The sequence below is a fragment of the Streptomyces finlayi genome (assembly GCF_014216315.1).
GTDB lineage: Bacteria > Actinomycetota > Actinomycetes > Streptomycetales > Streptomycetaceae > Streptomyces > Streptomyces finlayi_A.
The window spans coordinates 2,903,597-2,929,814 of record NZ_CP045702.1 but is presented as its reverse complement, the minus strand read 5'-3'; the positions used below and the strand labels follow the sequence as shown (position 1 = coordinate 2,929,814).

Here is a 26,218-nt window from a genome sequence, read left to right as displayed (position 1 = left end):
CCAGGGATTCCGTTGCGGGGGCGTCGTGCTCGAACTGAACAAGAGGGAACCGGACCGGTCCGAAACGGACGCCGGGCCTCCGGCCCCCGCGTCGGAAGCCGGTGCCGGGACAGCCGGGGACCATGTCCCGCCGCGCCCGTATCTGATCGCGGCGGCCGCGCTGTGCGGGCTGTACTTCCTCTACTCGTTCCTCCAGTACAGGAGCTTCGGCTCGCCCTCCTGGGACCTGGGGATATTCGAACAGGAGGTCCGCTCCTACGCCGGTCTGAACGCCCCGGTCGTGGACATCAAGGGCCCCGGCTATCTGATACTCGGCGACCACTTCAGCCCGGTCGTGGCGCTTCTCGTGCCGCTCTACTGGATCTGGCCGTCCGCCCTGGCCCTGCTGTTCGCCCAGGCCGCGCTCTTCGCCGTCTCGGCCGTCGTCGTCGGCCGCACCACCCAGCAGCTTCTCGGCGGCCGCTCGGGTCTCTGCGCCACCATCGCGTACGGACTGTCCTGGGGGCTCCAGGAAGCGGTGAAGTCCGACTTCCACGAGATCGCGTTCGCGGTACCGCTGCTCGCGCTCGTCTGCAGGGCCCTGCTCATGCGGCGCTGGACCGCCGCGGTCCTCTGGTCGCTGCCCCTGGTGCTGGTCAAGGAGGACCTGGGCGCCACCGTCGCCGTCGTCGGCTTCCTGCTCTTCCTGTACGGCCGCCGCCTCCAGGGCGCCCTGCTCGCCGCCTTCGGCGTGCTGGCCTTCGTCGTCACCGTGCTGGTGCTCATACCGGCGGCAAGCAGCCAGGGGACGTACGACTACTGGAAGAAGATCGAGAAGAACGGTGAGCAGGACGTCTCCCCGCTCGACTCGGTCCTCGGCATCCTCGACTCCGCCGTCAAGCTGGAGATGCTCGTCCTCCTCGTCGGCATCACCGCCTTCATGGCGCTGCGTTCACCGCTGGTGCTGCTCGTCCTGCCCACGCTCGGCTGGCGGCTGCTGTCCCAGGACTCCAACCACTGGGGCATGGTCTGGCACTACAGCGCCATCCTGATGCCGGTGCTCTTCCTGGCCATGGCCGACGGCGTCCGCCGCAGCCGCGGCTCGTCACGCCCCTGGCTCGTCTCGTACGCGAACGTCGCCGTGCCCGTCGCCACGGCTATCGCCGTGGCCCTCACCCAGCATCTTCCGCTCCGTGACCTGCTGCGTCCGGAGACCTACCGCACCGACGCCCGCGCTCACGCGGCCCGGCAGGCGCTGGAGGCCATCCCGAAGGGGGCTCGCGTGGAGACCGACATCACGCTCATGGCGCACCTGACCGGCGACCGCACGGTCTACTGGATCGGCGGTGCGCCCGGCACGGCGCCCGACATCGTCGCCGTCAACCTGGACTTCAGCTGGTCGCAGCCGATCGATGACCCCGTGGCGTACGCACAGCAGCTCCACCCGGAGGCGCGCTACCGGCTCAAGCACCGGTCGGGTCCGTTCGTGGTGCTGGAGCGGACCAGCCCGGAGCCGTCCGGCTCCCGGACCTGAACCGCCGGCCGCCCCCGTACGGCACGAAGGAGCCCGGACAGCACGAAGGGCCGGAGCGAGCTCCGGCCCTTCGTGCTGTGTGCGAGCGCTGTGTACGCCCTACTTCTTGACGACCAGGGTGCCTGCGGCACGGTCGTGCCAGCCCTGGAGCTTCCCCGAGTTGTCGAAGAACGGGGAGAGGTAGACCAGGATGGCGCCGATGTAGCAGAGGAACGCGCCGACGATCGGGATGATGTAGCGGATGAACGACGAGCCCAGGCCCGGGTTCTGGCCGGTGCTCTCCTTGACGACGCGCAGGCCCACGGCGAGCTTGCCGACCGTCGCGCCGACGAAGGCGATCATCAGCCACTCGTAGAGCAGCGTGAAAACGGCGATCACGGCGATCCAGGTGAACATGACGCCGATCATGCTTGCGCTGGCGTCGTTCATGCACTGGTTGTAATCGGCGGAGGCCGGGTCACAGTCCTGCGTGAGACCCACCGCGCCGGCCAGGCCGATGCCCATGATGATGCTCAGGATCACGCCTATGGCCACACCGTCGATGGCGCGCGCGCCGAGGCGGCGTCCCATCGAGGCGACCTGGACGGTGCCGAGCCCCGGGATGTTGATGTAGCCGTTGTTGGCCTGGAGGGTGCCGGGCTGCTGCTGCGGGTAGGCACCGTAGGCCTGGTCGGGCTGACCCGGCTGCTGCGGGTAGCCGTAGCCCTGCTGCGGGACACCCTGAGGAGCCTGCTGCGGGTAGCCGTACCCGGGCTGGCCCTGGGGCTGCTGGGGAGGCTGTCCGGGCTGCTGCCCGTACGGGTTGTTCGGGTCGCCGAAGCTCATATGGGGTGTTCCTTCAAGCAGACGTGCGGGGACGGTTTCCGGCCACACGGAGGAAGGACTCACGCCAGCGTGCGCCACCCCCCGTGCTGCGCGGCACTGCGACTCTCATCGTTATAAGTCGCACGTAAGTTTGTCCAGTCGGTTGCGCGAGGCGTTGTGCAAGTGCAACCTCGCGTCCACGTCGGCACCCGCAATTGGCAAGCGGACGGGGTCATCCGCGAGGATGGGGCCATGACTGCCCAGATTCTCGATGGCAAGGCCACCGCAGCTGCGATCAAATCCGATCTGACCGTCCGCGTGGCGGCCCTCAAGGCGCAGGGCATCACGCCGGGCCTGGGGACCCTGCTGGTCGGCGACGACCCGGGCAGCCGGTGGTACGTGAACGGCAAGCACCGTGACTGCGCGCAGGTCGGCATCGCCTCGATCCAGCGCGAACTCCCCGACACCGCCACTCAGGAGGACATCGAGGAGGTCGTACGCGAGCTCAACGACAACCCCGAGTGCACCGGCTACATCGTGCAGCTTCCCCTCCCGAAGGGCATCGACACCAACCGGGTCCTGGAGCTCATGGACCCGGTCAAGGACGCCGACGGCCTCCACCCGATGAGCCTGGGCAGGCTCGTCCTGAACGAGACCGGCCCGCTGCCCTGCACCCCGCAGGGTGTCGTCCAGCTGCTCCGCGCCCACGGTGTCGAGATCAACGGCGCGCATGTCGTGGTCGTCGGACGGGGTGTCACCATCGGCCGCTCGATCCCGCTGCTGCTCACCCGCAAGTCCGAGAACGCCACGGTCACCCAGTGCCACACCGGCACCCGCGACCTCTCCTCCCACCTCAGGCAGGCCGACATCATCGTCGCCGCCGCCGGGGTGCCCCACCTCATCAAGCCCGAGGACGTGAAGCCGGGCGCCGCCGTGCTCGATGTCGGCGTCAGCCGCGACGGGAACGGGAAGATCGTCGGCGACGTGCACCCGGGAGTCGCCGAGGTGGCCGCCTGGGTCGCCCCGAACCCCGGTGGAGTCGGCCCGATGACCCGCGCCCAGCTGCTGGTCAACGTGGTCGAGGCGGCCGAGCGTGCCTCCGCCGACGCCGCCGACGCCGCTGCCGTCTCCGGCTGAACCGAATCCCGGAAGGAACGTCATGGGTGCTGGTACCAGTCCGGCCGGCCAGGACTCCGTCGACCCGAGATCCGAGGACGGGGAGACGCCGGTGACGCCTGCGCCGGACGCCACGGCTTCCCTGGACGCTGCGGACTCCCCGGACACCGGGAAGCCGACGCCGGCTGCGGAGCTGTCCGGAGGGTCGGTCGAGCGGTCGGCCCGGGAGCCGCTTGCCGAGCCGTCCGGAGACGAAGGAGCCGCGGGTGAACCGGCTGCGGCCGCCGCCCCGCGGTCCCGGCGTTTTCCCTCGCTGACCCGTGACACCGCTCGGCCCGAGGGCGGCGGACGGGCGGCGCCGGGCGACGCGCCCGCGCCCGCCCGTCAGTGGCCCCTGCTCACCGTGCTCTTCGTGGCCGGCGCCGGGCTGCTGGTCGTGGCCACCGATCCTTTCGCCGAGGCGTTCCGCATCGGCACGGTGCTGATCGGGGTCGCCCTCGTGACGGGGGCCGTGCTGCGCTGGGTGGTCCCGTCGGTGGGCATGCTCGCCGTACGGTCCCGGTTCACCGACCTGGTCACGTACGGACTGATGGGCACGCTCATCGTGCTGCTCGCGCTGATGGCGCAGCCGCAACCCTTGCTGGACGTCCCGATTCTCGAGGACGCGGTCCACTTCACGATCCGCTGAGTGTCCGTCCCCTCCCCCGAGGAGGGACGGACACCCGAGGACGCGGGTCCGTACGAAAAACCACCGGTCTGCGGTGGCTTGAGCGGCCTTGCCCCGTCCTGCATCAAGAGTCATGGACATGCCCTGGCGGGACAAGTGATGCTTGGTGCCTGTGGCACGGAAGTGACCATTCCGCCACGGTGTGATCGCTCCGCAACGGTGGCAGACTGTCACGGCATCCCGCCCGGGGCGCTCGGCGGAGCGCACGGACGCAGCGAATGCTCCGGTGCGCTCTCACATCAGGAACTGACCGCCTGGCATCGCGCATCCTCTTGGGTGGCCGGAACGGAACACCACCGGATCCGGGCGGGGGCACCGGGACCGGCGTCGCGGAGCGGGGCACATCAGGCTGTTCGGGGGAACACAAGGGGGAGCAATGCCTCGTTGGAAGGCACTACCGGAGGAACTCGACCCGCAGGTCGAGGAGTTCATGGGCCAGCTGCGCAGGCTCGTCGACCGCAGCGGGCTGAACCTCGCAGCGGTGGCCGACCGCACGGGCTACAGCAGGACGTCGTGGGAGCGTTATCTCAACGGCCGGCTGCTCGCCCCCAAGGGCGCGATCGTCGCGCTGGCCGAGGTGACGGGCACCGACCGGAACCATCTGACGACCATGTGGGAGCTTGCGGAGCGCGCCTGGAGCCGCTCCGAGATGCGCCACGACATGACGATGGAAGCCATCCGGATCTCCCAGGCACGTGACGCTCTCGGCGAGTTCGGTCCGGCTCCGGCTCCGGCTTCCGGCGGGCGGGGAGGCCGCGCCGGCACGGGGGTGTCCACCGCCCCGGGAGCGGGCGCCGCCCGTGGTGAGGACGTGCTCGACGGCATCCGTCTGCCGTCCGTGCCCGTCCAGCGCGGTCCCATACCCGCGGCCCCGCCACAGTCTGCGCGCCAGGAGTACGGAGCACCCCAGCACGGCCCGGCCGGTTTCGGACCAGGCACGGGTCCCGTCAGGACAGCCGTGCGGGCTCCCGGTGGGCGCCGCAAGCTGACGATGCTTCTGGTCGGCATGACGGCGGCGCTGTCGGTGGCCGTCGGCGCGGTGCTGCTCGCCGCACCGGGCGACGGCGGCGGGAAGGACGGCGCGAAGCCGTCCGCCTCGCCGGCCACGAAGGCGCCGGCTCTTCCCGCAGGCGTCGAGTGCGCAGGTGCGGACTGCACGGGGCAGGACCCGGAGGCCATGGGCTGCGGCGGCGAACTCGCCCGTACGGTCGCCCGCGCCACCGTCGGCGGCAGCCTCGTCGAGGTCAGGTACAGCAAGACCTGCGCGGCCTCCTGGGCCCGGATCACCGAGGCGGCGCCGGGGGACACCGTGCGGATCAGCGCGGGAGGCCAGGGTCAGGACGGCACGGTGAGTACGGACGCGGGTGCGGGCGGGGACGCGGGTGCGGATCCCGTCGCCGACACCGACGCGTACACCCCGATGGTCGCGGTCGGAAAGCCGGCTGACGCCAAGGCATGCGCGGTGCTGGTCTCCGGCACGAAGGGCTGCACCCCGCCCCGGTAGGGAAGTCTGTGCGCCGTCCCACAGGGGGGCGGGCGGCCGTGCGGCCCCGGGTCCGATAGCCTGACCGCTGGATATCTCTTCACGTCAAGATTCAGAGGTATCCAGCACCAGGGGCAGGGACCCCCACCGCCAGCTGTCTTAACGGAGATCGCCATGACCCGCACTCCCGTGAATGTCACCGTGACCGGCGCAGCCGGCCAGATCGGCTACGCGCTGCTCTTCCGCATCGCTTCCGGCCACCTGCTCGGCCCGGACGTGCCGGTCAACCTGCGACTCCTCGAGATCCCGCAGGGCCTCAAGGCGGCCGAGGGCACCGCGATGGAGCTCGACGACTGCGCCTTCCCGCTGCTGCGGAACATCGAGATCACGGACGACCCCGACGTCGGCTTCGCCGGTGCGAACGTCGCCCTGCTCGTCGGCGCGCGCCCGCGCACGAAGGGCATGGAGCGCGGCGACCTGCTCTCCGCCAACGGCGGCATCTTCAAGCCGCAGGGCAAGGCCATCAACGACAACGCCGCGGACGACATCAAGGTCCTCGTCGTCGGCAACCCGGCCAACACCAACGCGCTCATCGCGCAGGCCGCCGCCCCGGACGTACCGGCGGAGCGCTTCACCGCGATGACCCGTCTGGACCACAACCGCGCGATCTCGCAGCTGGCCGCCAAGACCGGTGCCGCCGTCTCCGACATCAAGAAGCTGACGATCTGGGGCAACCACTCGGCGACCCAGTACCCGGACATCTTCCACGCGGAGATCGCCGGCAAGAACGCCGCCGAGCTCGTCAACGACGAGGCGTGGCTGGCCGACACCTTCATCCCGACCGTCGCCAAGCGCGGCGCGGCGATCATCGAGGCCCGTGGCGCGTCCTCGGCCGCCTCGGCCGCCAACGCCGCCATCGACCACGTGCACACGTGGGTCAACGGCACCGCGGCGGGCGACTGGACCTCGATGGGTATCCCGTCGGACGGCTCCTACGGCGTCCCGGAGGGCATCATCTCCTCGTTCCCGGTCACCACGGAGAACGGCACCTACAAGATCGTCCAGGGCCTGGACATCAACGACTTCTCCCGCGCGCGTATCGACGCGTCGGTGCAGGAGCTCGTCGAGGAGCGCGACGCGGTCCGTGGGCTCGGCCTGATCTGACCCGGCCTCATGCCGAGCCCCACCCAGCTCGGCATGATGTTCGGCACGACGTCTGAAGAACCGCCCCCGGCAGCACACGCTGCCGGGGGCGGTTCGCGTGTCAGGGGCCACGCAGCGCCCCTGCCATCTCCCGTACGGCTCGCATGGCCTGCTGCTGCATCAGCGGACCGAAGGTGATCCGCGTGGCGCCCAGTTCTCCGAGGCGGCGCAGTGCCTGCGGGGCATGGGGTGAGCCATGGGCGTTGAGCGGCACCGGGATCGCCGCAGCCAGGCGGGGGAGGGCGGCCGGGGGCGCGGTGATCGGGTAGACGCAGTCCGCGCCGGCCGTCGCGTAGAGACGGCCACGCTCGATCGTCCCGGTCTCCAGGTCGGGGCCGCCCAGGAGATAGGTGTCGACGCGGGCGTTGACGAAGAGCCGGTCACCCGCGAAGGACCGTACCTCCGCCAGCCGGTCGGCCTGCCGGTGCGGGTCGAGGAGGACTCCGCCCACGGAGTCCTCCAGATTGCAGCCCACGGCGCCCGTCTCCAGGAGGCGTTCCACGAGTTCCTTCGCGGCCAGGCCGTATCCGGCCTCGATGTCCGCGGAAACGGGAACGGAGACCGACCGCACGATCCTGGCCACCGCCGCGAACATCTCGGCGGCCGGGGTCAGCCCGTCCTCGTAGCCGAGCGAAGCGGCGACGGCGGCGCTCGGGGTGGCGAGCGCCGGGAAGCCGGCCTGCTCGAAGGTCCGGGCACTCGCGGCGTCCCACGGGCCGGGCAGGACCAACGGGTCGCCGGGGTCGCGCCCCTGGTGGAGCGCTCGGAAGACCGGGACCGGATCGGACGTGGACATGGGTGAACTCCCGTGGAGAGGGCGGCCGACGGACGGGGCACTCGGCTGAGGCCTGCCGTGATCAGTGCTTCAGGTCACCGGGGGTGTAGTGGCCGGGGGCCGGCCGGGTGGCCACACCGAACCGGTTCCACGCGTTGATCACGGTGATGGAGGCGATCAGCTGGGCCAGTTCCGCCTCCTCGAAGTGCTTGGCAGCCCTCGCGTACACCTCGGCCGGGACGAAACCGTCGGTCAGGACCGTGACCGCCTCGGTCAGTCCCAGCGCCGCGAGTTCCTTCTCCGTGTAGAAGTGCTGCGACTCCTCCCAGGCGCTGAGCTGGATGATCCGCTCGACGGACTCGCCCGCGACGAGAGCGTCCTTCGTGTGCATGTCGAGGCAGAACGCGCAGCGGTTGATCTGCGAGGCCCGGATCTTCACCAGCTCGACCAACTTCGGGTCGAGGCCCTTTCGGGACGCGATGTCGAGCCGGACCAGGGCCTTGTAGACCTCCGGAGCGAGCTGGTGCCAGGGCAGGCGGGCGGGGTGCTCGGGGGCGTAGTCGGAAGAGTCGGTGCCATGTTCGTGGGTCGTCATGGATACGACGCTACGCGGCAGGTGGCACACCGGTATGGTCCATTTCCATGACGGATTCCTGGGCCTCTTTCGGTGCCGACCTGCATATCGAACCGGTCGGCGGGGGACTGCGCAGGGGACTCATGGAGGCACTGCGGGAGGCCGTGCGCAGTGGACGTCTGGCGCCGGGCACCCGGCTGCCGTCGTCCCGCACGCTCGCCGCCGATCTCGCGATCGCCCGGAACACCGTCGCCGACGCCTATGCCGAACTCGTCGCCGAGGGCTGGCTCACCGCCAGACAGGGCTCGGGGACCACGGTCGCCCGGCGGGCCGCGCCGCGCCGAGGGCCCACCAGGGCCCCGAAGTCGCGTCCGGTACACGGGCGGCCCCTCTACAGCCTCAACCCCGGGACTCCGGACCTCGCGTCCTCCCCCCGTGCGGAGTGGCTGAAGGCGGGCCGGCGCGCACTGATCGCGGCCCCCAACGAAGCGCTCGGTTACGGGGATCCGCGGGGGCGCATCGAACTACGCACGGTCCTGGCCGACTATCTGTCCCGGGCCCGCGGTGTGCACGCCGACCCCGCACGGATCGTCATCTGCTCCGGATTCGTCCACGGCCTGATGCTGATGGGAAAGGTGCTGCGGCAGCGCCGGGTGAAGGACGTCGCCGTCGAGTCGTACGGACTGGATGCGCACTGGAACCTCCTGAGGGAAGCGGGCCTGCGCACGCCGTGCCTGCCGCTGGACGAACTCGGCTCCAGGACCGGTGACCTGGGGGCGATGAGGAGCGCGGGTGCGGTCCTCATGACGCCGGCGCATCAGTTCCCGATGGGTGTCTCGCTCCATCCCGACCGGCGGGCCGCCGCCGTAGACTGGGCGCGGTCCTCCGGGGGCCTGGTCCTGGAGGACGACTACGACGGGGAGTTCCGCTACGACCGGCAGCCGGTCGGCGCGCTCCAGAACCTCGATCCGGAACGCGTCGTCTATTTCGGTACGTCGAGCAAGTCCCTGGCCCCCGGGCTGCGGCTGGCCTGGATGGTGCTCCCCGAAGCGCTGGCCGGGGAGGTGGCGGAGGCGAAGGGGGTATCCGACTGGGCGTCCGGCGCGCTGGACCAGCTGACCCTCGCGGAGTTCATCGCGTCCGGGGCGTACGACCGTCATGTCCGGTCCATGCGGTTGCGTTACCGGCGCCGACGTGACCAGCTCGTCGCCGCGCTCGCGGAACGGGCACCGGACGTCCGGGTCAGCGGCATCGCCGCCGGCCTGCACGCCGTGCTCGAACTCCCCGAGGGCACCGAACGATCGGTGATCCAGGCCGCCGCCTTCCAGGGCCTGGCCCTGGAAGGCGTGTCCCGCTATCGGCACCCGGAGGCGACGCCGGGCCGCGAAGCACTGGTCATCAGCTACGGCTCACCCCCGGACAGCGCCTGGTCCGGCACGCTGGAGGCGCTGTGCCGCGTACTGCCCTGACCCGGCCCGGCCGCCGAGCCGCCCCCGTCCGAGTTGCCCCTGCCCGAGTTGCCCCCGTCCGCGCTGCCCCCGTCCTTGCCGTCCCGGGACCCCTTGGGTGTCAGCTGCTCAGTACGTCGCGGAGTTGGGCCAGCCCCCAGTCCAGGTCCTCCTTGCTGATCACCAGGGGCGGGGCGATACGGATCGTCGAACCATGGGTGTCCTTGACCAGTACGCCGCGGTCCATCAGCTTCTCCGAGATCTCCCGGCCCGTCCCGAGGACCGGTGAGACATCGACGCCCGCCCACAGGCCCCGTCCCCGGACGGCGTTCACGGCCCCCTGGCCGACCAGCAGGCCCAGTTCGCGGTGGAGATGGTCACCCAGCTCCGACGCCCGCTGCTGGAACTCACCGGTGCGCAGCATCGCGACGACCTCCAGCGCGACCGCGCAGGCCAGTGGGTTCCCGCCGAACGTCGAGCCGTGCTCGCCGGGGTGGTACACACCGAGCACCGCCGCCGAGGACACCACCGCCGACACGGGCACCACGCCCCCGCCGAGTGCCTTGCCGAGCACATACATGTCGGGCACCACGCCCTCGTGCTCGCAGGCGAAGGTCTTGCCGGTCCTCCCCAGGCCCGACTGGATCTCGTCCGCGATGAACAGCACGTTCCGCTCGCGGGTCAGCTCGCGGACCCCGGGGAGATAGCCGGCGGGCGGCACCAGCACCCCGGCCTCGCCCTGGATCGGCTCCAGCAGCACCGCCACGGTGTTCTCGGTCATCGCCGCACGGAGCGCGGTGAGATCCCCGTACGGCACGATCTCGAACCCCGGTGTGTACGGGCCGAAGTCGGCCCGCGCCTCGTGGTCCGTGGAGAAGCTGACGATCGTGGTCGTCCTGCCGTGGAAGTTGCCGGCGGCGACGATGATCTTCGCCATGCCGTCCGGGACGCCCTTGACCCGGTACCCCCACTTGCGGGCGGTCTTCACCGCGGTCTCCACGGCCTCCGCCCCCGTGTTCATGGGCAGGACCATCTCCATCCCGCACAACTGCGCGAGCTGGGTGCAGAAGTCGGCGAAACGGTCGTGGTGGAAGGCACGCGAGGTGAGGGTCACCCGATCCAGCTGGGCCTTGGCGGCGTCGATCAGCCGGCGGTTGCCATGGCCGAAGTTGAGGGCCGAATACCCGGCGAGCATGTCGAGGTAGCGGCGGCCCTCGACGTCGGTCATCCAGGCGCCTTCCGCTGAGGCGACGACGACGGGCAACGGGTGGTAATTGTGCGCACTGTGCGCCTCGGCGGAGGCGATGGCTGTTTCCGTGGTCGACACGGGATCTCCGTTCGTCGTGCGGCGTGGGCGGGGGTCGTGCCCACTTTGTATCGTCGGTCGGCTACCTGGCGGGGAAACCTTCATCGCGCGGCGCGCCCCGGACGCTCTCCCGCGCCCCCGCCCCGTCTCAGAGGATGGGGCAGCTGCCGGCGCGGCCCCGGCTCACGCCCCCGCACCGCTCCCGTCACCGCTGCCGCCGAGGGGCGGACGCTGCCGCTGCGCAGGGGCAGTGCGCCGGGCAGCCTCCGCCGAGGACACAGGATCCGGTATCCGCTCCGGTGCGCCGCAGTCGAGCCCCGGCGCGCCCGACGCGCCCGGCGGTGGCGACGGTGGCGCCGACGACGGGGCGTACCGCACCTCGACCCCGCCGGAGTCGATCCAGTCCGCGACCGTCGACCGGACCGGCGGCGTGAGGACGAGGACCACGAGGAGCCCGGAGAGGGCGGCGCCGAGCAGCCGGGCGTGTCCGCGGAGCCATCCTCCGACCCGCTCCGCGCGACTCGGTGGCTCCGGCACAGGCACCGGAACCGCTTCCGCGACGAGCTGTGCCATCACACGCTCGGCCATCGTCAGACCATCGGTCGTCGGTACGTCCAGCCCGCGCCCCAGCGCCAGCAGCTCCGCCCTGAGCAGGGCCCGCGGCTCCGCCGGGTCCACCTCATCCTCCGGGACCGGCACGTCCCCGCCCACCGGCACGTCCCCGCCCACCGGTTCATCCACGTCCACCGGTTCATCCACGTCCACCACGCCTCCCACATCCTCCCCGGATCTGCTCACCCTCTCCGCCCGTCATCTCCGTTGTCGCCGCCCACGCCCACGCCCCCGTCCCCGTCCCCGTCCCCGTCCCCGCCCCTGCCCCCGGCGCCCTTCCGCTCAGGCTTCCGCTCAGGCTCCCGCTCCTGACGCAGCTCCTTCTCCAGCTTCTTCAGCGCGCGGTTCAGCCGGGACTTCACCGTCCCTTTCGGCCAGCCGAGCGCCCGCGCCGTCTCCGCCTCGTCCATCTCGAGCAGATAGCGATAGGTCACGACCTGCCGTTGCTGCTCGCTCAGCCCTTCCAGTGCGGCGGTCAGCAGGCTTCGCCGCTCCTCCGCGAGCACCGCCACCGCCGGATCCGCCGACTCCGGTATCAGCGGATCGGCACCATGGAACCCGGCCTCGCGACCGGCCACGGCCCTCGCCCGGCCTGCCGACCGCACTGTGTTTCGCGTCTCATTCACCACGATGCGTAACAACCATGGACGAAACGCCGCGCCGTCCCGGAAATTCCCGAGGGCCTGATACGCCTTGAAGAAGGCGGACTGCACCACGTCCTCCGCGTCCGCCGCCGCTCCGAAGGCGACCGCGACCCGCAGCGCGACCCCCGTATGAGCGCGTACGAGCTGCGCGTATGCCTCCGCGTCCCCTGCGCGCACACGAGCGATTACCGCGGCCTCGCCGCTCTCGGCCCAGCCTCCGGGCTGCCCTCCGGCCCGCCCGACCGCGCCACCCCCGGCCCTGTCGTCGGCGGTGCGGCCCCCCTCCGGCCCCTGATGCAGGGCCCCCTCCCGCGTCCTCACACCTTTGATACACCGGTTGCCGGAGATCGGTTCCGTACCTGAGACAATGAGTTTCATGGCCTCTGAACGCCCCCGCGTGCTCTCCGGAATCCAGCCCACCGCAGGCTCGTTCCACCTCGGCAACTATCTCGGTGCGGTCCGCCAGTGGGTGGCGCTGCAGGAATCCCACGACGCCTTCTACATGGTGGTGGACCTGCACGCGATCACCGTGCCGCAGGACCCTGTGGAGCTGCGCGCGAACACCCGGCTCGCGGCCGCCCAGCTGCTGGCGGCCGGTCTCGACCCGGAGCGGTGCACGCTCTTCGTCCAGAGTCACGTTCCCGAGCACGCCCAGCTCGGCTGGATCATGAACTGCCTGACGGGCTTCGGCGAGGCGTCCCGCATGACGCAGTTCAAGGACAAGTCCGCCAGGCAGGGTGCCGACCGGGCAACCGTCGGCCTCTTCACGTACCCGGTTCTCCAGGTCGCCGACATCCTGCTCTACCAGGCGAACCAGGTCCCGGTGGGCGAGGACCAGCGCCAGCACATCGAGCTGACCCGCGACCTCGCCGAACGCTTCAACAGCAGGTACGGGCAGACGTTCACCATCCCGGCGCCGTACATCCTCAAGGAGACGGCGAAGATCTACGACCTCCAGGACCCGGCGATCAAGATGAGCAAGTCGGCGTCGACGCCGAAGGGCCTCATCAACCTCCTGGACGAGCCGAAGGCCACCGCCAAGAAGGTCAAGAGCGCGGTCACCGACACCGACACGGTCATCCGTTTCGACGCGGAGAAGAAGCCAGGTGTCAGCAACCTTCTGTCCATCTACTCCACCCTCACGGGGGCCGGTATCGCGGATCTGGAGCAGAAGTACGAGGGCAAGGGCTACGGTGCGCTGAAGACCGACCTCGCGGAGGTCATGGTGGAGTTCGTCACCCCCTTCCGTGCCCGCACGCAGGAATATCTGGACGACCCCGAGACGCTGGACTCGATCCTGGCCAAGGGTGCGGAGAAGGCCAGGGCCGTCGCCGCGGAGACCCTGGCGCAGGCCTACGACCGGATGGGCCTTCTGCCCGCCAAGCACTGAGTCCAAGGACCCTGGCGAGAACACGGTCCCAGGCTGCACACTGGCGTCGGCACGACCGAAAATCGACCATCGAAGACTGAGGAGAACGACGTGGGGACCGTAACGCTCGGCGTTTCGATCGCGGTCCCGGAGCCCTACGGCAGCCTGCTCCAGGAGCGGCGCGCGAGCTTCGGGGACCCTGCCGCGCATGGCATTCCCACCCACGTCACCCTTCTCCCGCCGACGGAGGCGGAGGCGGCCGGCCTGCCCGCGATCGAGACGCATCTCGCGCAGATCGCGGCGGCCGGCCGCCCCTTCCCGATGCGGCTGTCCGGAACCGGGACCTTCCGGCCCCTCTCCCCGGTCGTCTTCGTCCAGGTCGTCGAGGGCGCCTCCGCCTGTGCCTGGCTCCAGCAGCGGGTCAGGGACACCTCCGGGCCGCTGGTGCGCGAGCTCCAGTTCCCGTACCACCCCCATGTGACCGTGGCGCACGGCATCGCCGAGGAGGCGATGGACCGTGCCTACGAGGAGCTGTCCGTCTACGAGGCGTCCTGGACGTGCGGTTCCTTCGCTCTGTACGAGCGGGGTGCCGACGGCGTCTGGCGCAAGATCAACGAGTTCCCGTTCGGCGCGGGGGGTGGCTCACCCGCCGTGCCCGCACAGGGCGGCAGCTTCGTCGACCACCCGTCCCTGCACACCTGATCCGGACACGCGTTCCGTCCGGCGCCCCGCGCCCTACACCGGGAGGCGCCGGAACAACGGGCGCGGTACGTGGCGCAGTGCCGACATCACCACCCGTAGCGACCCCGGGACCCACACCGTCTCCGAGCGCCGCCGCAGCCCCGTCACGATCGCGTCCGCGACCGCTTCCGGCGTCGTCTCCAGCGGCGTCTCCGGCAGCCCGGCGGTCTTCTTCGACCGGACGAAGCCGGGACGTACGACCATGACCTGCACCCCGGTGCCTTGCAGCGCGTCCCCGAGGCCCTGGGCGAACGTGTCCAGACCGGCCTTGCTCGACCCGTAGATGAAGTCGGCGCGCCGGGCGCGTTCGCCCGCCACCGAGGAGAGCACGACCAAGGATCCGTGCCCCTGCGCCTGGAGTGCGCCGGCGCACACCAGGCCGGCGGAGACCGCCCCCGTGTAGTTGGTCTGGGCGACCCGGACCGCGGAGAGAGGCTCCTCCTCGTCGCGCGCCTGGTCGCCCGGTACGCCGAACGCCATCAGCACCATGTCGATGTCCTCCTCGGCGAACAGCCCGCCGAGCGTCGTCTCGTGCGACTCGGGGGTCAGGGCGTCGAAGGCGAGCGTACGGACGTCGGCGCCGAGCGCTCGCAGTTCGGCGGCGGCCCGCTCCAGAGCGGGGGACGGCCGGCCTGCCAGCCGGACTGTCCGGGTGCGGCGGCTGATCAGCCGCCGCGCGGTGGCCAGGCCGATCTCCGAGGTGCCACCGAGGACGAGCAGGGACTGCGGAGCACCGAAGGCGTCCTTCATGGAAACACTCCTGGTCATGGCCGAGGGGACGAGAGGGAACGGACGTTCTGCACGAGGTGGCCGGGCGTTCTTTACGAGGTGGCCGGGCGTCCGGGGGTGAGGTGGCCCGGCGTCCGGGGCGGGGTGCCGGGCGTCCGGGCGCGAGGCGTCGGTCGTCAGAGGGCGAGGCGGCGGGACAGGTCGGAACGGAACGCGCCGCCCGGGTCCAGTTCCGCCCGCAGAGCGCGGAACTCGGCCAGCCGCGGATACATCGCGGCGAGCGTCTCCGGGCGCAGCCGCGCGTCCTTCGCCAGACAGACCCGGCCCCCGGCGGCGGCCACCTCCTCGTCGAGTTCATCCAGGAAACCCGCCAGCCCGGGGAGCGCGGCGGGCAGCCCGAGGGTGAGACTCCAGCCGGGCATCGGGAACGAGAGCCAGCCGGGGTCGCTCTCACCGAACCGTCCGAGCACCGCGTGGAAGGCGGGGCAGCGGCGGAGCGAGATGCGGCCGACGATGCGCCGCAGTGTCTCTTCCTGGCCGTTCCCGACGACGAACTGGTACTGCACGAAACCGCTGCGGCCGTAGACGCGGTTCCAGTGCGGGACACCATCCATGGCGTGGAAGAAGGAGGAGATCCGCTGGAGTTCTCCGGTGCGGTGCCTCGGCGCCGCGCGGTAGCGGAGCCCGTTGAGCAGGGCGACGGACGTCCGGCCCAGCAGCCCCTCCGGTACGTACGCCGGGACCGCGGGCAGACGAGCGGGGCGGAACACCAGTGGCGTGCGCCGGGCGTGCGCCGGGAGCGCGTCCAGCGGTGCGTGCTCCCCCCGGGTGAGTACGGCGCGCCCGGTGGACCGGCCGCGCGCCAGGAGGTCGATCCAGGCGGCGGTGTACGACGAGCGGTGGCCGCTCGCGGTGAGACGGGCCATCAGATCGTCGAGGTCGGTCGCGCGTTCGGTGGTGACGGACATCAACGACGTCGCGACCGGGCGGAGTCGGATCGTGGCGGAGAGGATGACACCGGTCAGCCCCATGCCGCCCGCCGTCGCGTCGAAGAGAGCGGTGCCGGGGCGGACCGTACGCACGTCACCGTCGGCGGTCAGCAACTCCAGGGCCTGTACGTGCCGGGAGAAGGACCCCGCGACCCGCTGGTTCCGGCCATGGACGTCGGAGGCGATCGCGCCGCCCACGGTGACGTACCGGGTCGTGGGAGTGACCGGCGGGAACCGGCCGAGCGGCAGCACCGCACGCATCAGCCGGTGCAGGCTCACCCCGGCGTCGCAGGTCACGGTGGACCCCGCGGCGTCGGTGCCGCGGATGCGGTTGAGGGCGGTCATGTCGAGGACGGAACCCCCCGCGTTCTGCGCGGCGTCGCCGTACGCGCGGCCGAGGCCGCGGGCGATGGAGCCACGGGGACCGCAGCCGCGCACCGCGGCCACCGCCTCCTCGTACGTACGGGGCCGGAACCGCAGGGCGGTTGTCGGGGCGGTGCGGCCCCAGCCGGTCATGGAGACGGTGTCGACAGACATGGTGGTGACGTTATCGCCCCGGAAAACCCCTTTGAGGGATTTGTTACAACACTCACCGAAATGGTGGATTGAGTGGGTGCCGGGACCCGATGAGGGAAATCTTTCGAAGACAACCGGAGGGGGACATCCGGATTTCCGCGCCCCGGGGGTAGGCGTAGGTGATGGACTGGCTGAAGAAACTTCCCGTCATCGGGCCGCTCGTGTCCCGGCTGATGCTGACGCACGCGTATCGCTCGTACGAAACGCTGGAGCGTGCCAACTGGGCCAGGCTCGCCGCCGCGATCACCTTCATCAGCTTTCTTGCGCTCTTCCCCCTGATCGCGGTCGGCGCTGCGATCGGTGCCGCGCTGCTCTCGGAGAAGCGGTTGAAGGAGATCGAGGACAAGATCTCCGATCAGGTCCCCGGCATCTCGGACCAGCTCGGCATCGACAATCTGGTGGCCCACGCGGGCACGGTCGGACTGGTCGCCGGTGCGCTGCTGCTCTTCACCGGTATCGGCTGGGTCGGCTCGATGCGGGACTGCCTGCGGGCGGTCTGGGGGATCGACGACGCGGACGAGGGCAATCCTGTCCTGCGCAAGCTCAAGGACGCCGGAGTGCTTCTCGGGCTCGGAGGAGCGGCACTCGTGACGCTCGCCGTCTCCGGGATCGGGTCCGTGGCGGTCGGCTGGACCGCTGACCTGCTGGGCATTCCGGGTGACGGCTGGGGCGGTGTGCTGTTGCAGATCGCCGCTCTCGTCGTGGCGGTGCTCGCCGACTTCCTGCTGCTGCTCTACCTGCTGACGCTGCTTCCGGGAGTGCAGCCCCCGCGGCGCCGGCTCGTGGTCGCGGGCCTGATCGGCGCGGTCGGCTTCGAGCTGCTCAAACTGCTGCTCGGCAGCTATATGAGGGACGTCGCGGGGAAGAGCATGTACGGCGCGTTCGGCGTTCCGGTCGCCCTGCTCCTGTGGATCAACTTCAGCGCGAAGCTGCTGCTCTTCTGCGCCGCCTGGACGGCGACGGGGAGCCAGCAGCAGTCGGATGAGCCGGACGAGGTGCGGGGCGACGAGGCGCGGGGCGACGAGGCGCCGGCCGCGCAGCGGGACGTCAGCGGCGGGGAAGGCGCCGCACCAGGTCGGGCAGCGGCCAGCGCCGGTTGACCAGGAACACGGCGGCCGACAGCATCAGCAGCAGCCCGCCGACGATGGCCAGGGCGATCCCGACCCCGCTGGAGCCGGCCCCGGCGGCGACGGCCTTGGCGTTCTTCTTGTCCTGCTCCGCCGTGTTGGCACCACTGGCGGGCTGGGCGCCCTTCCCGGCCCCGGTGTCCACGGACTTCGGAGGCACCAGTTCGCCGATGGGGGTCACCTTGCCGCTCGCGGCGAAACCCCAGTCGAGGAGGTTCGCCGCCTCCTTGTAGACGGCATGGCTCTCGTCGGACGACGGATTCATGACGGTGACGAGCAGCACCCTGCCGTCGCGCTCGGCGACACCGGTGAAGGTGTTGCCCGCGTGGGTGGTGTAGCCGTTCTTCACACCGGCGATGCCCCTGTACGGGTCCACGCCGATGTCACCGGTCATGAGCCGGTTGGTGTTCTGGATCTCGAAGGTCTCGCGCTTCTTCCCCTTCTTCTTCTCACCGGGGAACGAGGAGCTGGCCGTGGCGGCGTACTCCCGGAAGTCCGGCTTCTGCAGCCCGCTGCGGGCGAAGAGTGTGAGGTCGTACGCGCTGGAGACCTGCTTCGGGGAGTCGTACCCGTCGGGCGAGACGACCGTCGTGTCGAGAGCCTGCAGCTCCTCGGCGTGTTTCTGCATGGCGGCGACGGCCTTGGGCACACCGCCGTACATCGACGACAGGACGTGCACCGAGTCGTTGCCCGAGCGCAGGAACACACCGAGCCACAGGTCGTGCACCGAGTAGGTGTGGTCCTCCTTGATGCCCACGAGGCTGCTTCCCTCGCCCACGTCGGCGAGTTCCGGCCCGGTCACCTTGTGCTCCTTGGACTTCGGCAGCAGTTCCGGCTGCGTCAGGAGCGTGTCCGCGAAGAGCATCTTCAGCGTCGAGGCGGGCGGCAGCCGCCAGTGGGAGTTGTTCGCGGCGAGTACCTGGCCGCTCTCCGCGTCCGCGACGATCCACGACCGGGCGGTGAGCTTCTTCGGCAGGACCGGGGCGCCGGGGCCCAGCCTCACCTGGATGCCCGCCTGTCCCAGCTGTTCCCCGCCGACCTTCGACATCGGCGCGGTGGGCTTGGGCTGTTTGTCGTCGGTCTTGTCCTTGTCGGCCGCCGAAGCGGGGCTGACAGCGCATACGGACAGCAACGCGGCGGAGGTGATCGTCAGTGCGATCTTTTTCAGTGCAGGCACGGTCAAAAACGTACAGGGCGAAGGTGTGGATGGGGACCCGGATGCTCTGACCCGCCGGGCATCTCGCCGGGACAGCCCACCCGGCCCACCGGCCGGTCCCTCCTCGCGGTCCCCACCCCGGCCGAGCCGTCCGGCCGACGGAGGCGATACTGAATCCATGAAGCTCAGCCGCCCCGTCTCCTGGTTCCTGCTCGCCTTCGGGGTGTGGAGCTGGTTCATCTGGATCACTTTCGCCAGGAATCTCTGGGAGGACGGCAGCGGGCTCGCGTTCGACGACGCGGGCGACCCCACGGCGTACTTCTGGGTACATCTGCTGCTCGCCATCGCGTCGTTTCTTCTGGGGACGGCAGTCGGCGTGATCGGGTTGCGTGGCGTCAGGGCTTTGCGCGCAGAGCGCACCTGACGGGCCCGGGCCGGGCAGCCGGCCGGGCCCGTCGAGCCGGGGGACGAAGGACAAGCCGGGGCCCGAGCGGGTGCCGGCCGACGCAGGTGTGGGGGAGCGCAAGTGGTAGTGGTCTTCGTGCTGGTGGCCGTCGCGGTGGTGACGCTGCTCGCGGGCGTGCACCGCTATCTGTGGCGGCGTCTCGTCGGTGACACGACGGCACCGGGCAGCGCGCTGCGCAGGGCTGGCACCGTGGCGGCGTTCGTCCTGCCGCTGCTGTCCGTCGGGGCGATGGTCTCCGGCCGTGCGGGTGCTCCCTTCCGGCTCCAGCAGGTGCTGGCCTGGCCGGGCTTCCTGTGGCTGGCGTCGCTGCTGTACCTGACGCTCGCTCTGCTGGTGGGTGAGGCCGTACGGCCCGTCCTGCGCCGGGTGCTCGCCCACCGGGACCGCGCCGCGGCCGCGGCGCGGCAGCCGGCGCCCGCGGTGCGTGCGGACGTGGGCACCGAGCCGCGTACCGATGCCAAGGACCGTAACGACGTACTGGTCCCGTCGGGTGCGCCCGCCCGGCCGTCACCGGCTGCCGAGCGCGACGCGGCGGCCGACGCGGGCCCCACACCCGAACGCACCGTCACCGAACGCACCGCCCCCGGACCCGCCGCCCCCGGACCCACCGCCGCGCCCTCCCTCGCGCTGCCTTCGCGGCGGCTGTTCGTCGCCAGGGCGGTCGGCGGCGCGGCCGCGGTCGCCGGGCTCGGCACCGTCGGTTACGGCACCTATGGCGTGCTGCGCGGCCCCCGGGTCGAGCGGGTCACCGTACCTATCGCCAAGCTGCCGCGCTCCGCGCACGGTTACCGCGTCGCCGTCGTCAGCGACATCCATATCGGGCCCATCCTCGGGCGCGCCCACACCCGCCGGATCGTCGACACGATCAACCGGACGCGGCCGGATCTGATCGCTGTCGTCGGGGACCTCGTCGACGGTTCCGTCGCCGATCTCGGCACCGCCGCCGAGCCGCTGGCCGGGCTTCGGGCCCGTCACGGCAGCTACTTCGTCACCGGGAACCACGAGTACTTCTCCGGTGCCGCCCAATGGGTGGACCACGTACGGGAGCTGGGCCTGCGCCCGCTGGAGAACGCCCGGGTCGAGATCGACGGCTTCGACCTCGCCGGCGTCAACGACGTCGCGGGGGAGAGCGAGGGCGAGGGTCCCGACTTCGTACGCGCACTCGGCGACCGGGACCGCAGCCGCGCCTCCGTCCTCCTCGCACATCAGCCCGTCGTCATCCACGACGCCGTCGATTACGGCGTCGACCTCCAGCTCTCCGGGCACACCCACGGCGGTCAGCTCTGGCCCGGCAACTTCCTTGCCGGGCTGGCCAATCCGACGGTCGCCGGGCTCGAACGCTACGGCGACACCCAGCTCTACGTCTCGCGCGGCGCGGGAGCCTGGGGTCCCCCCGTGCGGGTGGGCGCGCAGTCCGACATCACCGTCGTGGAGCTCGCTTCCCGGCAGGCGTAGCTCCCGCCCCCATGGGCATGAAAAACGCACAGGATCATTACAGCCAGCGACGAAATCTCCTGACGGAAGCAGTTAATTCAGCCATTTCGGACCTGCCTGGTTTCAAGTGCCGAACAAAAGCCTGTGAGTGTCCGATTTACTCTTCCAGATGTGAAAATCGTGTGATTAGGTATGCACGAAACATGCGGTGATGTGCGCGTCTCTGTGCATCTGCCGAGGTGGGGCTGGTAAGGGAGAGCACGGCAATGCGGTCGGTCCGGGTACGGATTCTCGCGATACTCGCGGTATTGGTCATCGCAGGCGTCGGCGCCTGGCAACTGCTTCCCTCGGACGAGGTGAAGGACGACCCCATCTCCGTCGGTACGACGGACGCGGTCACCTCCCTGGACCCGGCGGGCGCTTACGACGCGGGTTCCTGGGCGATCTACAGCAACCTGTACCAGTCCCTCATGACGTTCAAGTCCGGTGCGATCGTGCCGGAGCCCGACGCCGCCGAGAGCTGCGGCTTCATCGGGCAGAAGCTCCAGACGTACCAGTGCGAGCTCCGCGACGACCTGACGTTCTCCAACGGCCGGAAGATCACGGCGAAGGACGTCGAGTACTCCTTCGAGCGGATGCTCAGGATCAAGGAGGACGTCGGTCCGTCGGTGCTCTTCCCGACCCTCAAGTCGATCGTGGCCGAGGACCGGACCGTCACCTTCAACCTGAGCGCGCGCGACGCGACGTTCCCGCAGAAGCTGGCCACCGGTGCCGGCTCGATCGTCGACCGCGAGCAGTACCCGGACGACAGGCTGCGCACGGGGAACCAGGTCGATGGTTCGGGGCCCTACGTCCTCAAGGCGTTCGAACCCGGCGCGACTGCCGAGCTGGCACCCAACCCCAAGTACAAGGGCGCGCTGAAGAAGAGCGGCGTGCCGATCACCATCCGCTACTACGAGGGGTCCGAAGAGCTCCTGACGGCGTGGAACGCCTCGGTGCTGGACATCACGCACCGTCAGCTGCCGCCCGCCAGGCTCGCCGAGCTGAACCCGGCCGACCCCGAACTGCGTGTCACCGAGGCGGACAGCGCGGAGATCCGCAACCTCGTCTTCAACGTCCGTGAGGGCGGCCCGCTGGCGAACAAGAAGGTCCGCCAGGCCATCGCGTCGATCATCGACCGCGGCCCGCTGGTGACCGACGTGTACAAGAGCACCGTCGAACCGCTCTACTCGCTGATCCCGCAGGGCTACATCGGGCACAGCACCCCGTTCTTCGACGCGTACCCGCAGCCCGACGCCAAGCGTGCGAAGCAGCTGATGGCCGAAGCAGGCGTGCAGACGCCGCTGAACATCGACTTCGCCTACCGCGCCGACGCCTCCTACACCAAGGAGACCGCGGAGCTGCGCCGCCAGCTGGAGAAGGACGGCCTGTTCAAGGTCTCGGTGAAGGCCGTGGCGTGGGAGGACTTCCAGAAGGGGTACGCGGCGGGCAAGTACGACGCGTACACCGTCGGCTGGCTCCCCGACTACCCGGACCCCGACACCTTCAGCCAGCCGCTGGTCGGCCGCCAGAACAGCCTCCACAACGGCTACGCCAGCAAGCGGATGGACTCGCTGATCGCCTCGACGCTCCAGTACAGCGACCGCAGCCGCACCTCGTCGGACTTCAAGGAGCTCCAGGCGCTGGTCGGCGAGGACGTGCCGCTCGTTCCGCTGTGGCAGAAGAAGGACTACGTCGTCAGCAAGACGGACGTGTCCGGTTCGCAGTACCTCTCGGACGGCACCGGCATCTGGCGCCTGTGGGAACTGAACTGGATCTGAGCGGCCCGTTCGCGGAGCGGCCCCGTACCTTCCTCGTGGAAAGGTACGGGGCCGCTCCGCGTGACCCGGCAGGCTAGGTCCTGTCTGGAGTTCCCCCGCGGCGTCGCGGCGTCCGGCACCGCCGCCTCCGGCGTTGTCGTCAGTCGCGAGGGCTCCGCCATCGCTCCCTCCTCCGCCTTGGATTCGACGGCACCGGACGCCGCTCCTTCTCCCGCGCTGGAACTCCAGACAGGACCTAGGTCCAATGCCGTTCGGTTAGCCGTCCGGTGGGCTTGGCAATGCGTTGATCTCGATGTGGACGGTGGTCCTGTGGGTGCGGTGGTCGATGTTGCGGCCGACGGCGCGGTACTTGGAGCTGATCGCTCGTTTCTTCACGCGGGGCCGGGACCGGTCTCGGCGGGCGGGTAGGAGGCCGTTGAGTATGGCGGTGCCGATCCGGCCGACGAGGTCGATCCTGGTGTGGGGGATGATGCCGGCGGCACGGATGATCTGGTCACGTGCCGTGTTCAGCGCGATGGTGAATGCGGTGCGGTCGGGGTCGATGTTGGGCCGGTGCAGGACGGCGTCGCTCATCGCGGTGCGTAGTGCCTGGTAGGCGACCAGAAGCGCCCAGGTTTCCTGGGTGACGGCTGCCGGGTAGCGGCCGCGCAGGACTCTGCCGCCGAGGATGGTCGATTTCAGCTCGCAGTAGCTGGTCTCGATCTCCCAGCGTTCGCGGTAGAGCCTGACCAGAGCGGTGGCGGGTGCCTCGTCGGGGTCGAGCAGACTGGTGACGAGCCGGTAGGTGCTGTGGGTGGCGGGACGCTTGTCGGCGCCGTCGGTGGGGGCGAGGGTGATGGTGGCGTCGATGACGCGGACGGTGACTTCGCCTATGCGGGACAGGAACGTTCCGTCGGGCAGACGACGCAGGATCGGCAGCTTGAGCGCGGTGCTGTGGGTCTTGGCGCGGATGAGGAAGTCCGCGCCCGTGGACGCGACCGTGCGCACGAAGGCGGTGGCTGAGAAGTTCCGGTCACCCAGAAGCAGCGTCCCGGGCCGTAGTGCTCCGGTCGTGCCCGCGGTGGTGATCAGGTCTCGGGCGTAGGTCAGCTCGCCGGTCGCGTCGGTGCCGAAGACGGCGTCCATGAGGGTTCGGGTCCCGCAGGCCACCAGCGTGACCAGGCGCAGCATCGGGTATCCGGACGGCCCGTTCTGTCCTGCCTTCGCCTTGGGGAACACCGCGAGGTTCGCGGGTGTGTCCGGCAGGGCGAGCTGGGTTCCGTCGATCGCGACGACCAGCCTGCCCGCGAACCGTGTCGTCTGTGTCGCGGTCACCGCTGCGGGGCCTTTGACCAGGTCTTGTGTCCTGAACATGAAAGGGAGTTGGTTATAGGGCCACTTCGGAAAATGGTGCTGTACGGGAGATGAAGGTGTATGGCCCTTCGGAGCCGCCCTGCGGGGGGAGGCTTCAAACCGCCTCATGCTGCGTTGGCTGAAGACCGTCGTGGTGAGCGATGAGGAAAAGGCGTCGTAAGAGACGTCAGGTGGGGACCGGGAAGACGAACGTAAGTGAATCGCTGCTGACGTGTCGAAAACAAAACAGATGACATCGAAACCGGGGTGTGACCTGAACTCTGGGATGAGCCTGGCGGGTGCCCGTTTATTGGCCAGGTGGTGTCCGGCATGTAGGCGACGTGAGTCCGGTCTGCGGCTTCCGTATGGAACAGGAGAAGGCGTGCCCCGATACTGCCGGCCGCGTGGCGGCTGGCGAGAGGGAGTGCCCCAAGCAGCAGCAACTGTGAGGGGTCGAGTACCGAGGCGGGGCAGGCCGGCGGACCGGTTCGTAGTAGCGGTGAAGCCCCTGTAACGGGGGTGGAGTGAAGGGGCCGGGTCGTTCGTGACTGTGTTGATCGCATCAACCGGACGCTGTCCGGGAGGAGTCCGATGGGCCAGTTGAAGTCATCGACCAAGTCGTTTGATATTTCGAAGTGGGAAGTCAGGGAAGCGTGGGAGGAAGTCAGGGCGAATAAAGGCGCGCCTGGGGTGGATGGGCAGAGTATCGCGGACTTCGAGAAGGATCTGAAGAACAATCTTTACAAGATCTGGAATCGGATGTCGTCGGGCTCCTATTTTCCTCCTCCGGTGCGTGCGGTGGCCATTCCTAAGCCGCATGGTGGTGTGAGAATGCTTGGCATTCCCGCTGTCGCCGACCGTGTGGCACAGACCGTGGTCGCCCGGCATCTGATGCGAAGGGTGGAGCCAATTTTCCATCCGGACAGTTTCGGATATCGGCCCGGACGGTCAGCTTTGGACGCGGTGGGAAAATGCCGGGAGCGTTGCTGGAAGCGGGACTGGGTGGTGGAGTTCGACATCGCCAAGTTCTTTGACAGCGTGCCCTGGGACCTGCTGGTCAAGGCTGTGGAAGCGCACACCGACGCCGTTTGGGTGAAGTTGTATGTTGATCGGTGGCTTCGTGCGCCGCTTCAACTGCCCAGCGGCTTGCTGCTGGAGCGGGAGTGCGGGACGCCTCAGGGCGCGCCGGTGTCTCCCGTCCTGGCGAACCTGTTCCTGCACTATGCGTTCGATGCCTGGATGGTTCGGGAGTTTCCGTCCGTCTGGTTCGAACGCTATGCGGACGATGCAGTGCTGCACTGCGTCACTGAGCGCCAGGCACGCCAGGTGCTGGCCGCGCTCACGGACAGGATGGCCGAAGTCGGGTTGCGGCTGCACCCGGACAAGACCCGGATCATCTACTGCAAGGACGGCAGCCGCCGCGGCTCGCACGAGCACACGGCGTTCACCTTCCTTGGGTACACGTTCCGCGCCAGGAAGAACCGGAGTCGACACGGGAACTTGTTCCTCGGGTTCGATCCGGCGGTCAGCAACGACGCCCTGAAGAGGATGGGGCGGGAGCTACGGTCCTGGCGACTGCACACCCGCTCAGATCTGTCCTTCCGCGAGCTCGCCCGCAGGATCAATCCTGTGGTGGCGGGCTGGATCAACTACTACAGCCGCTTCAGGCCCTGGGAGCTGATCCCCTTCGTGATGCGCATCAACGCCTACCTGGTGCGCTGGATCCGCCAGAAGTACAAACGGCTCGCGGCCAAGCGGAAGGCCATCGCGAAGATGCAGGAGATCGCTCAGCGATACCCCCGCATGTTCGCGCACTGGCGCATCACCCCCACCGCCGTGACGGTCTGACGATCAGAGCGACAAGAGCCGTGTAACGGGAGACTGTTACGCACGGTTCTGTGAGAGCCGGAGGGTGAGATTCCCTCCGGCTACTCGGCGAACAGTGCTTTCAATGGTTTGGGGCCGACCCGTCGCATCGCGGCCGTGATCGATGAACCCGCTGGCACGGGCAGCGGTGCGGGCAGTGAGGCGGTCAGCCGGGACCAGATCCCGGTCCAGCCGAGCCCGGTGAACAGTGCGCCTGCGAGCAGGAGGTAGACCACCACCCGCGACGGCAGCCGTCGAACCCGCTGCTGCAGACCACCTGCGGATGCGAGTGCCTCGTCGACGAGATCGAACGGGACAACCTGGGTCAACTCGCCCAAGTGCCCCACGGCAAAGACACCGGGGGCATGCGTAATGACAGAATCAGACACTGCAGCCCTTGTGGAGGAA

At 69.6% G+C, this 26,218-nt stretch carries 24 protein-coding genes; 13 read left to right on the top strand and 11 right to left on the bottom strand.

From position 1 onward, the window contains the following. Window positions 1–25: 25 nt before the first annotated feature. Entirely contained in the window at window positions 26–1,513 is a 1,488-nt protein-coding gene (locus F0344_RS13325; protein ID WP_258049932.1) for a DUF2079 domain-containing protein, read from the top strand. Between the two features lie 99 nt (window positions 1,514–1,612). Here F0344_RS13325 and F0344_RS13320 read toward each other — a convergent pair whose 3' ends face one another. After that, window positions 1,613–2,338, bottom strand: a complete 726-nt coding sequence (locus F0344_RS13320) for an RDD family protein (protein ID WP_185298999.1) — start codon at window positions 2,336–2,338, stop codon at window positions 1,613–1,615. A gap of 231 nt (window positions 2,339–2,569) precedes the next feature. On the opposite strand from F0344_RS13320, the gene F0344_RS13315 reads away from it, so the two are divergent. From F0344_RS13315 to F0344_RS13300, 4 genes are all read left to right on the top strand, one after another. Then, entirely contained in the window at window positions 2,570–3,454 is an 885-nt protein-coding gene (locus F0344_RS13315; RefSeq protein WP_185298998.1) for a bifunctional methylenetetrahydrofolate dehydrogenase/methenyltetrahydrofolate cyclohydrolase, read from the top strand. Between the two features lie 22 nt (window positions 3,455–3,476). Further along, complete coding sequence (locus tag F0344_RS13310) at window positions 3,477–4,121, top strand: DUF3017 domain-containing protein (RefSeq protein WP_185298997.1); 645 nt, start codon at window positions 3,477–3,479, stop codon at window positions 4,119–4,121. Between the two features lie 415 nt (window positions 4,122–4,536). Further along, complete coding sequence (locus F0344_RS13305) at window positions 4,537–5,664, top strand: XRE family transcriptional regulator (protein WP_185298996.1); 1,128 nt, start codon at window positions 4,537–4,539, stop codon at window positions 5,662–5,664. Between the two features lie 153 nt (window positions 5,665–5,817). Continuing rightward, window positions 5,818–6,807 (top strand): malate dehydrogenase, encoded by a 990-nt coding sequence (locus F0344_RS13300; RefSeq protein ID WP_185298995.1) that lies wholly within the window; start codon window positions 5,818–5,820, stop codon window positions 6,805–6,807. Between the two features lie 100 nt (window positions 6,808–6,907). On the opposite strand, the gene F0344_RS13295 is transcribed toward F0344_RS13300, so the two are convergent. Continuing rightward, entirely contained in the window at window positions 6,908–7,642 is a 735-nt protein-coding gene (locus tag F0344_RS13295) for an isocitrate lyase/PEP mutase family protein (RefSeq protein ID WP_185298994.1), read from the bottom strand. A 61-nt stretch (window positions 7,643–7,703) separates the two neighbouring features. After that, entirely contained in the window at window positions 7,704–8,216 is a 513-nt protein-coding gene (locus F0344_RS13290; RefSeq protein WP_185298993.1) for a carboxymuconolactone decarboxylase family protein, read from the bottom strand. Window positions 8,217–8,263: 47 nt separating this feature from the next. Here F0344_RS13290 and pdxR point away from each other — a divergent pair, with 47 nt between their 5' ends. Then, on the top strand, window positions 8,264–9,664 hold the full coding sequence (gene pdxR, locus F0344_RS13285) for a MocR-like pyridoxine biosynthesis transcription factor PdxR (protein WP_185298992.1): 1,401 nt from the start codon (window positions 8,264–8,266) through the stop codon (window positions 9,662–9,664). 100 nt (window positions 9,665–9,764) lie between these two features. Here the strand turns inward: pdxR and rocD are convergent, their stop codons facing one another. The 3 genes from rocD to F0344_RS13270 form a co-directional block, all read right to left on the bottom strand. Continuing rightward, window positions 9,765–10,970: an ornithine--oxo-acid transaminase gene (gene rocD, locus F0344_RS13280; protein WP_185298991.1), complete on the bottom strand. Its 1,206-nt coding sequence runs from the start codon at window positions 10,968–10,970 to the stop codon at window positions 9,765–9,767. Window positions 10,971–11,132: 162 nt separating this feature from the next. Further along, window positions 11,133–11,717, bottom strand: coding sequence for a hypothetical protein (locus F0344_RS13275; protein WP_185298990.1), 585 nt, complete (start codon window positions 11,715–11,717; stop codon window positions 11,133–11,135). A gap of 26 nt (window positions 11,718–11,743) precedes the next feature. After that, entirely contained in the window at window positions 11,744–12,583 is an 840-nt protein-coding gene (locus F0344_RS13270) for an RNA polymerase sigma factor (RefSeq protein ID WP_185298989.1), read from the bottom strand. Between F0344_RS13270 and trpS the strand changes: the two genes are divergently transcribed. After that, entirely contained in the window at window positions 12,582–13,595 is a 1,014-nt protein-coding gene (gene trpS / locus F0344_RS13265) for a tryptophan--tRNA ligase (RefSeq protein ID WP_185298988.1), read from the top strand. The two genes, F0344_RS13270 and trpS, sit on opposite strands and share 2 nt — an antisense overlap. Window positions 13,596–13,685: 90 nt before the next feature. Further along, window positions 13,686–14,276, top strand: a complete 591-nt coding sequence (locus F0344_RS13260; protein ID WP_185298987.1) for a 2'-5' RNA ligase family protein — start codon at window positions 13,686–13,688, stop codon at window positions 14,274–14,276. Window positions 14,277–14,309: 33 nt separating this feature from the next. Here the strand turns inward: F0344_RS13260 and F0344_RS13255 are convergent, their stop codons facing one another. Together F0344_RS13255 and F0344_RS13250 are read right to left on the bottom strand one after the other, a co-directional pair. After that, on the bottom strand, window positions 14,310–15,065 hold the full coding sequence (locus F0344_RS13255; RefSeq protein ID WP_185298986.1) for a decaprenylphospho-beta-D-erythro-pentofuranosid-2-ulose 2-reductase: 756 nt from the start codon (window positions 15,063–15,065) through the stop codon (window positions 14,310–14,312). 155 nt (window positions 15,066–15,220) lie between these two features. After that, window positions 15,221–16,570: an FAD-binding protein gene (locus F0344_RS13250; protein ID WP_185298985.1), complete on the bottom strand. Its 1,350-nt coding sequence runs from the start codon at window positions 16,568–16,570 to the stop codon at window positions 15,221–15,223. A 161-nt stretch (window positions 16,571–16,731) separates the two neighbouring features. On the opposite strand from F0344_RS13250, the gene F0344_RS13245 reads away from it, so the two are divergent. After that, a complete protein-coding gene (locus F0344_RS13245) occupies window positions 16,732–17,709 on the top strand; it encodes a YihY/virulence factor BrkB family protein (RefSeq protein WP_185298984.1) in 978 nt (325 codons plus the stop codon). On the opposite strand, the gene F0344_RS13240 is transcribed toward F0344_RS13245, so the two are convergent. Beyond that, on the bottom strand, window positions 17,657–18,913 hold the full coding sequence (locus F0344_RS13240) for a D-alanyl-D-alanine carboxypeptidase family protein (protein WP_374940086.1): 1,257 nt from the start codon (window positions 18,911–18,913) through the stop codon (window positions 17,657–17,659). The two genes, F0344_RS13245 and F0344_RS13240, sit on opposite strands and share 53 nt — an antisense overlap. Before the next feature lie 157 nt (window positions 18,914–19,070). Here F0344_RS13240 and F0344_RS35735 point away from each other — a divergent pair, with 157 nt between their 5' ends. The 3 genes from F0344_RS35735 (at window position 19,071) to F0344_RS13230 (ending at window position 22,612) form a co-directional block, all read left to right on the top strand. Further along, window positions 19,071–19,316, top strand: coding sequence for an SCO4848 family membrane protein (locus F0344_RS35735; protein WP_258049930.1), 246 nt, complete (start codon window positions 19,071–19,073; stop codon window positions 19,314–19,316). A 108-nt stretch (window positions 19,317–19,424) separates the two neighbouring features. After that, entirely contained in the window at window positions 19,425–20,813 is a 1,389-nt protein-coding gene (locus tag F0344_RS13235) for a metallophosphoesterase (RefSeq protein WP_185302667.1), read from the top strand. 245 nt (window positions 20,814–21,058) lie between these two features. Next, on the top strand, window positions 21,059–22,612 hold the full coding sequence (locus F0344_RS13230; protein ID WP_185298982.1) for an ABC transporter substrate-binding protein: 1,554 nt from the start codon (window positions 21,059–21,061) through the stop codon (window positions 22,610–22,612). Between the two features lie 255 nt (window positions 22,613–22,867). On the opposite strand, the gene F0344_RS13225 is transcribed toward F0344_RS13230, so the two are convergent. After that, complete coding sequence (locus F0344_RS13225; RefSeq protein ID WP_185298981.1) at window positions 22,868–23,965, bottom strand: IS4 family transposase; 1,098 nt, start codon at window positions 23,963–23,965, stop codon at window positions 22,868–22,870. Between the two features lie 570 nt (window positions 23,966–24,535). On the opposite strand from F0344_RS13225, the gene ltrA reads away from it, so the two are divergent. Beyond that, window positions 24,536–25,792, top strand: coding sequence for a group II intron reverse transcriptase/maturase (gene ltrA / locus F0344_RS13220; RefSeq protein ID WP_185298980.1), 1,257 nt, complete (start codon window positions 24,536–24,538; stop codon window positions 25,790–25,792). 80 nt (window positions 25,793–25,872) lie between these two features. Here the strand turns inward: ltrA and F0344_RS13215 are convergent, their stop codons facing one another. Further along, window positions 25,873–26,148 (bottom strand): transposase domain-containing protein, encoded by a 276-nt coding sequence (locus tag F0344_RS13215; RefSeq protein ID WP_185298979.1) that lies wholly within the window; start codon window positions 26,146–26,148, stop codon window positions 25,873–25,875. Between the last annotated feature and the right edge of the window lie 70 nt (window positions 26,149–26,218).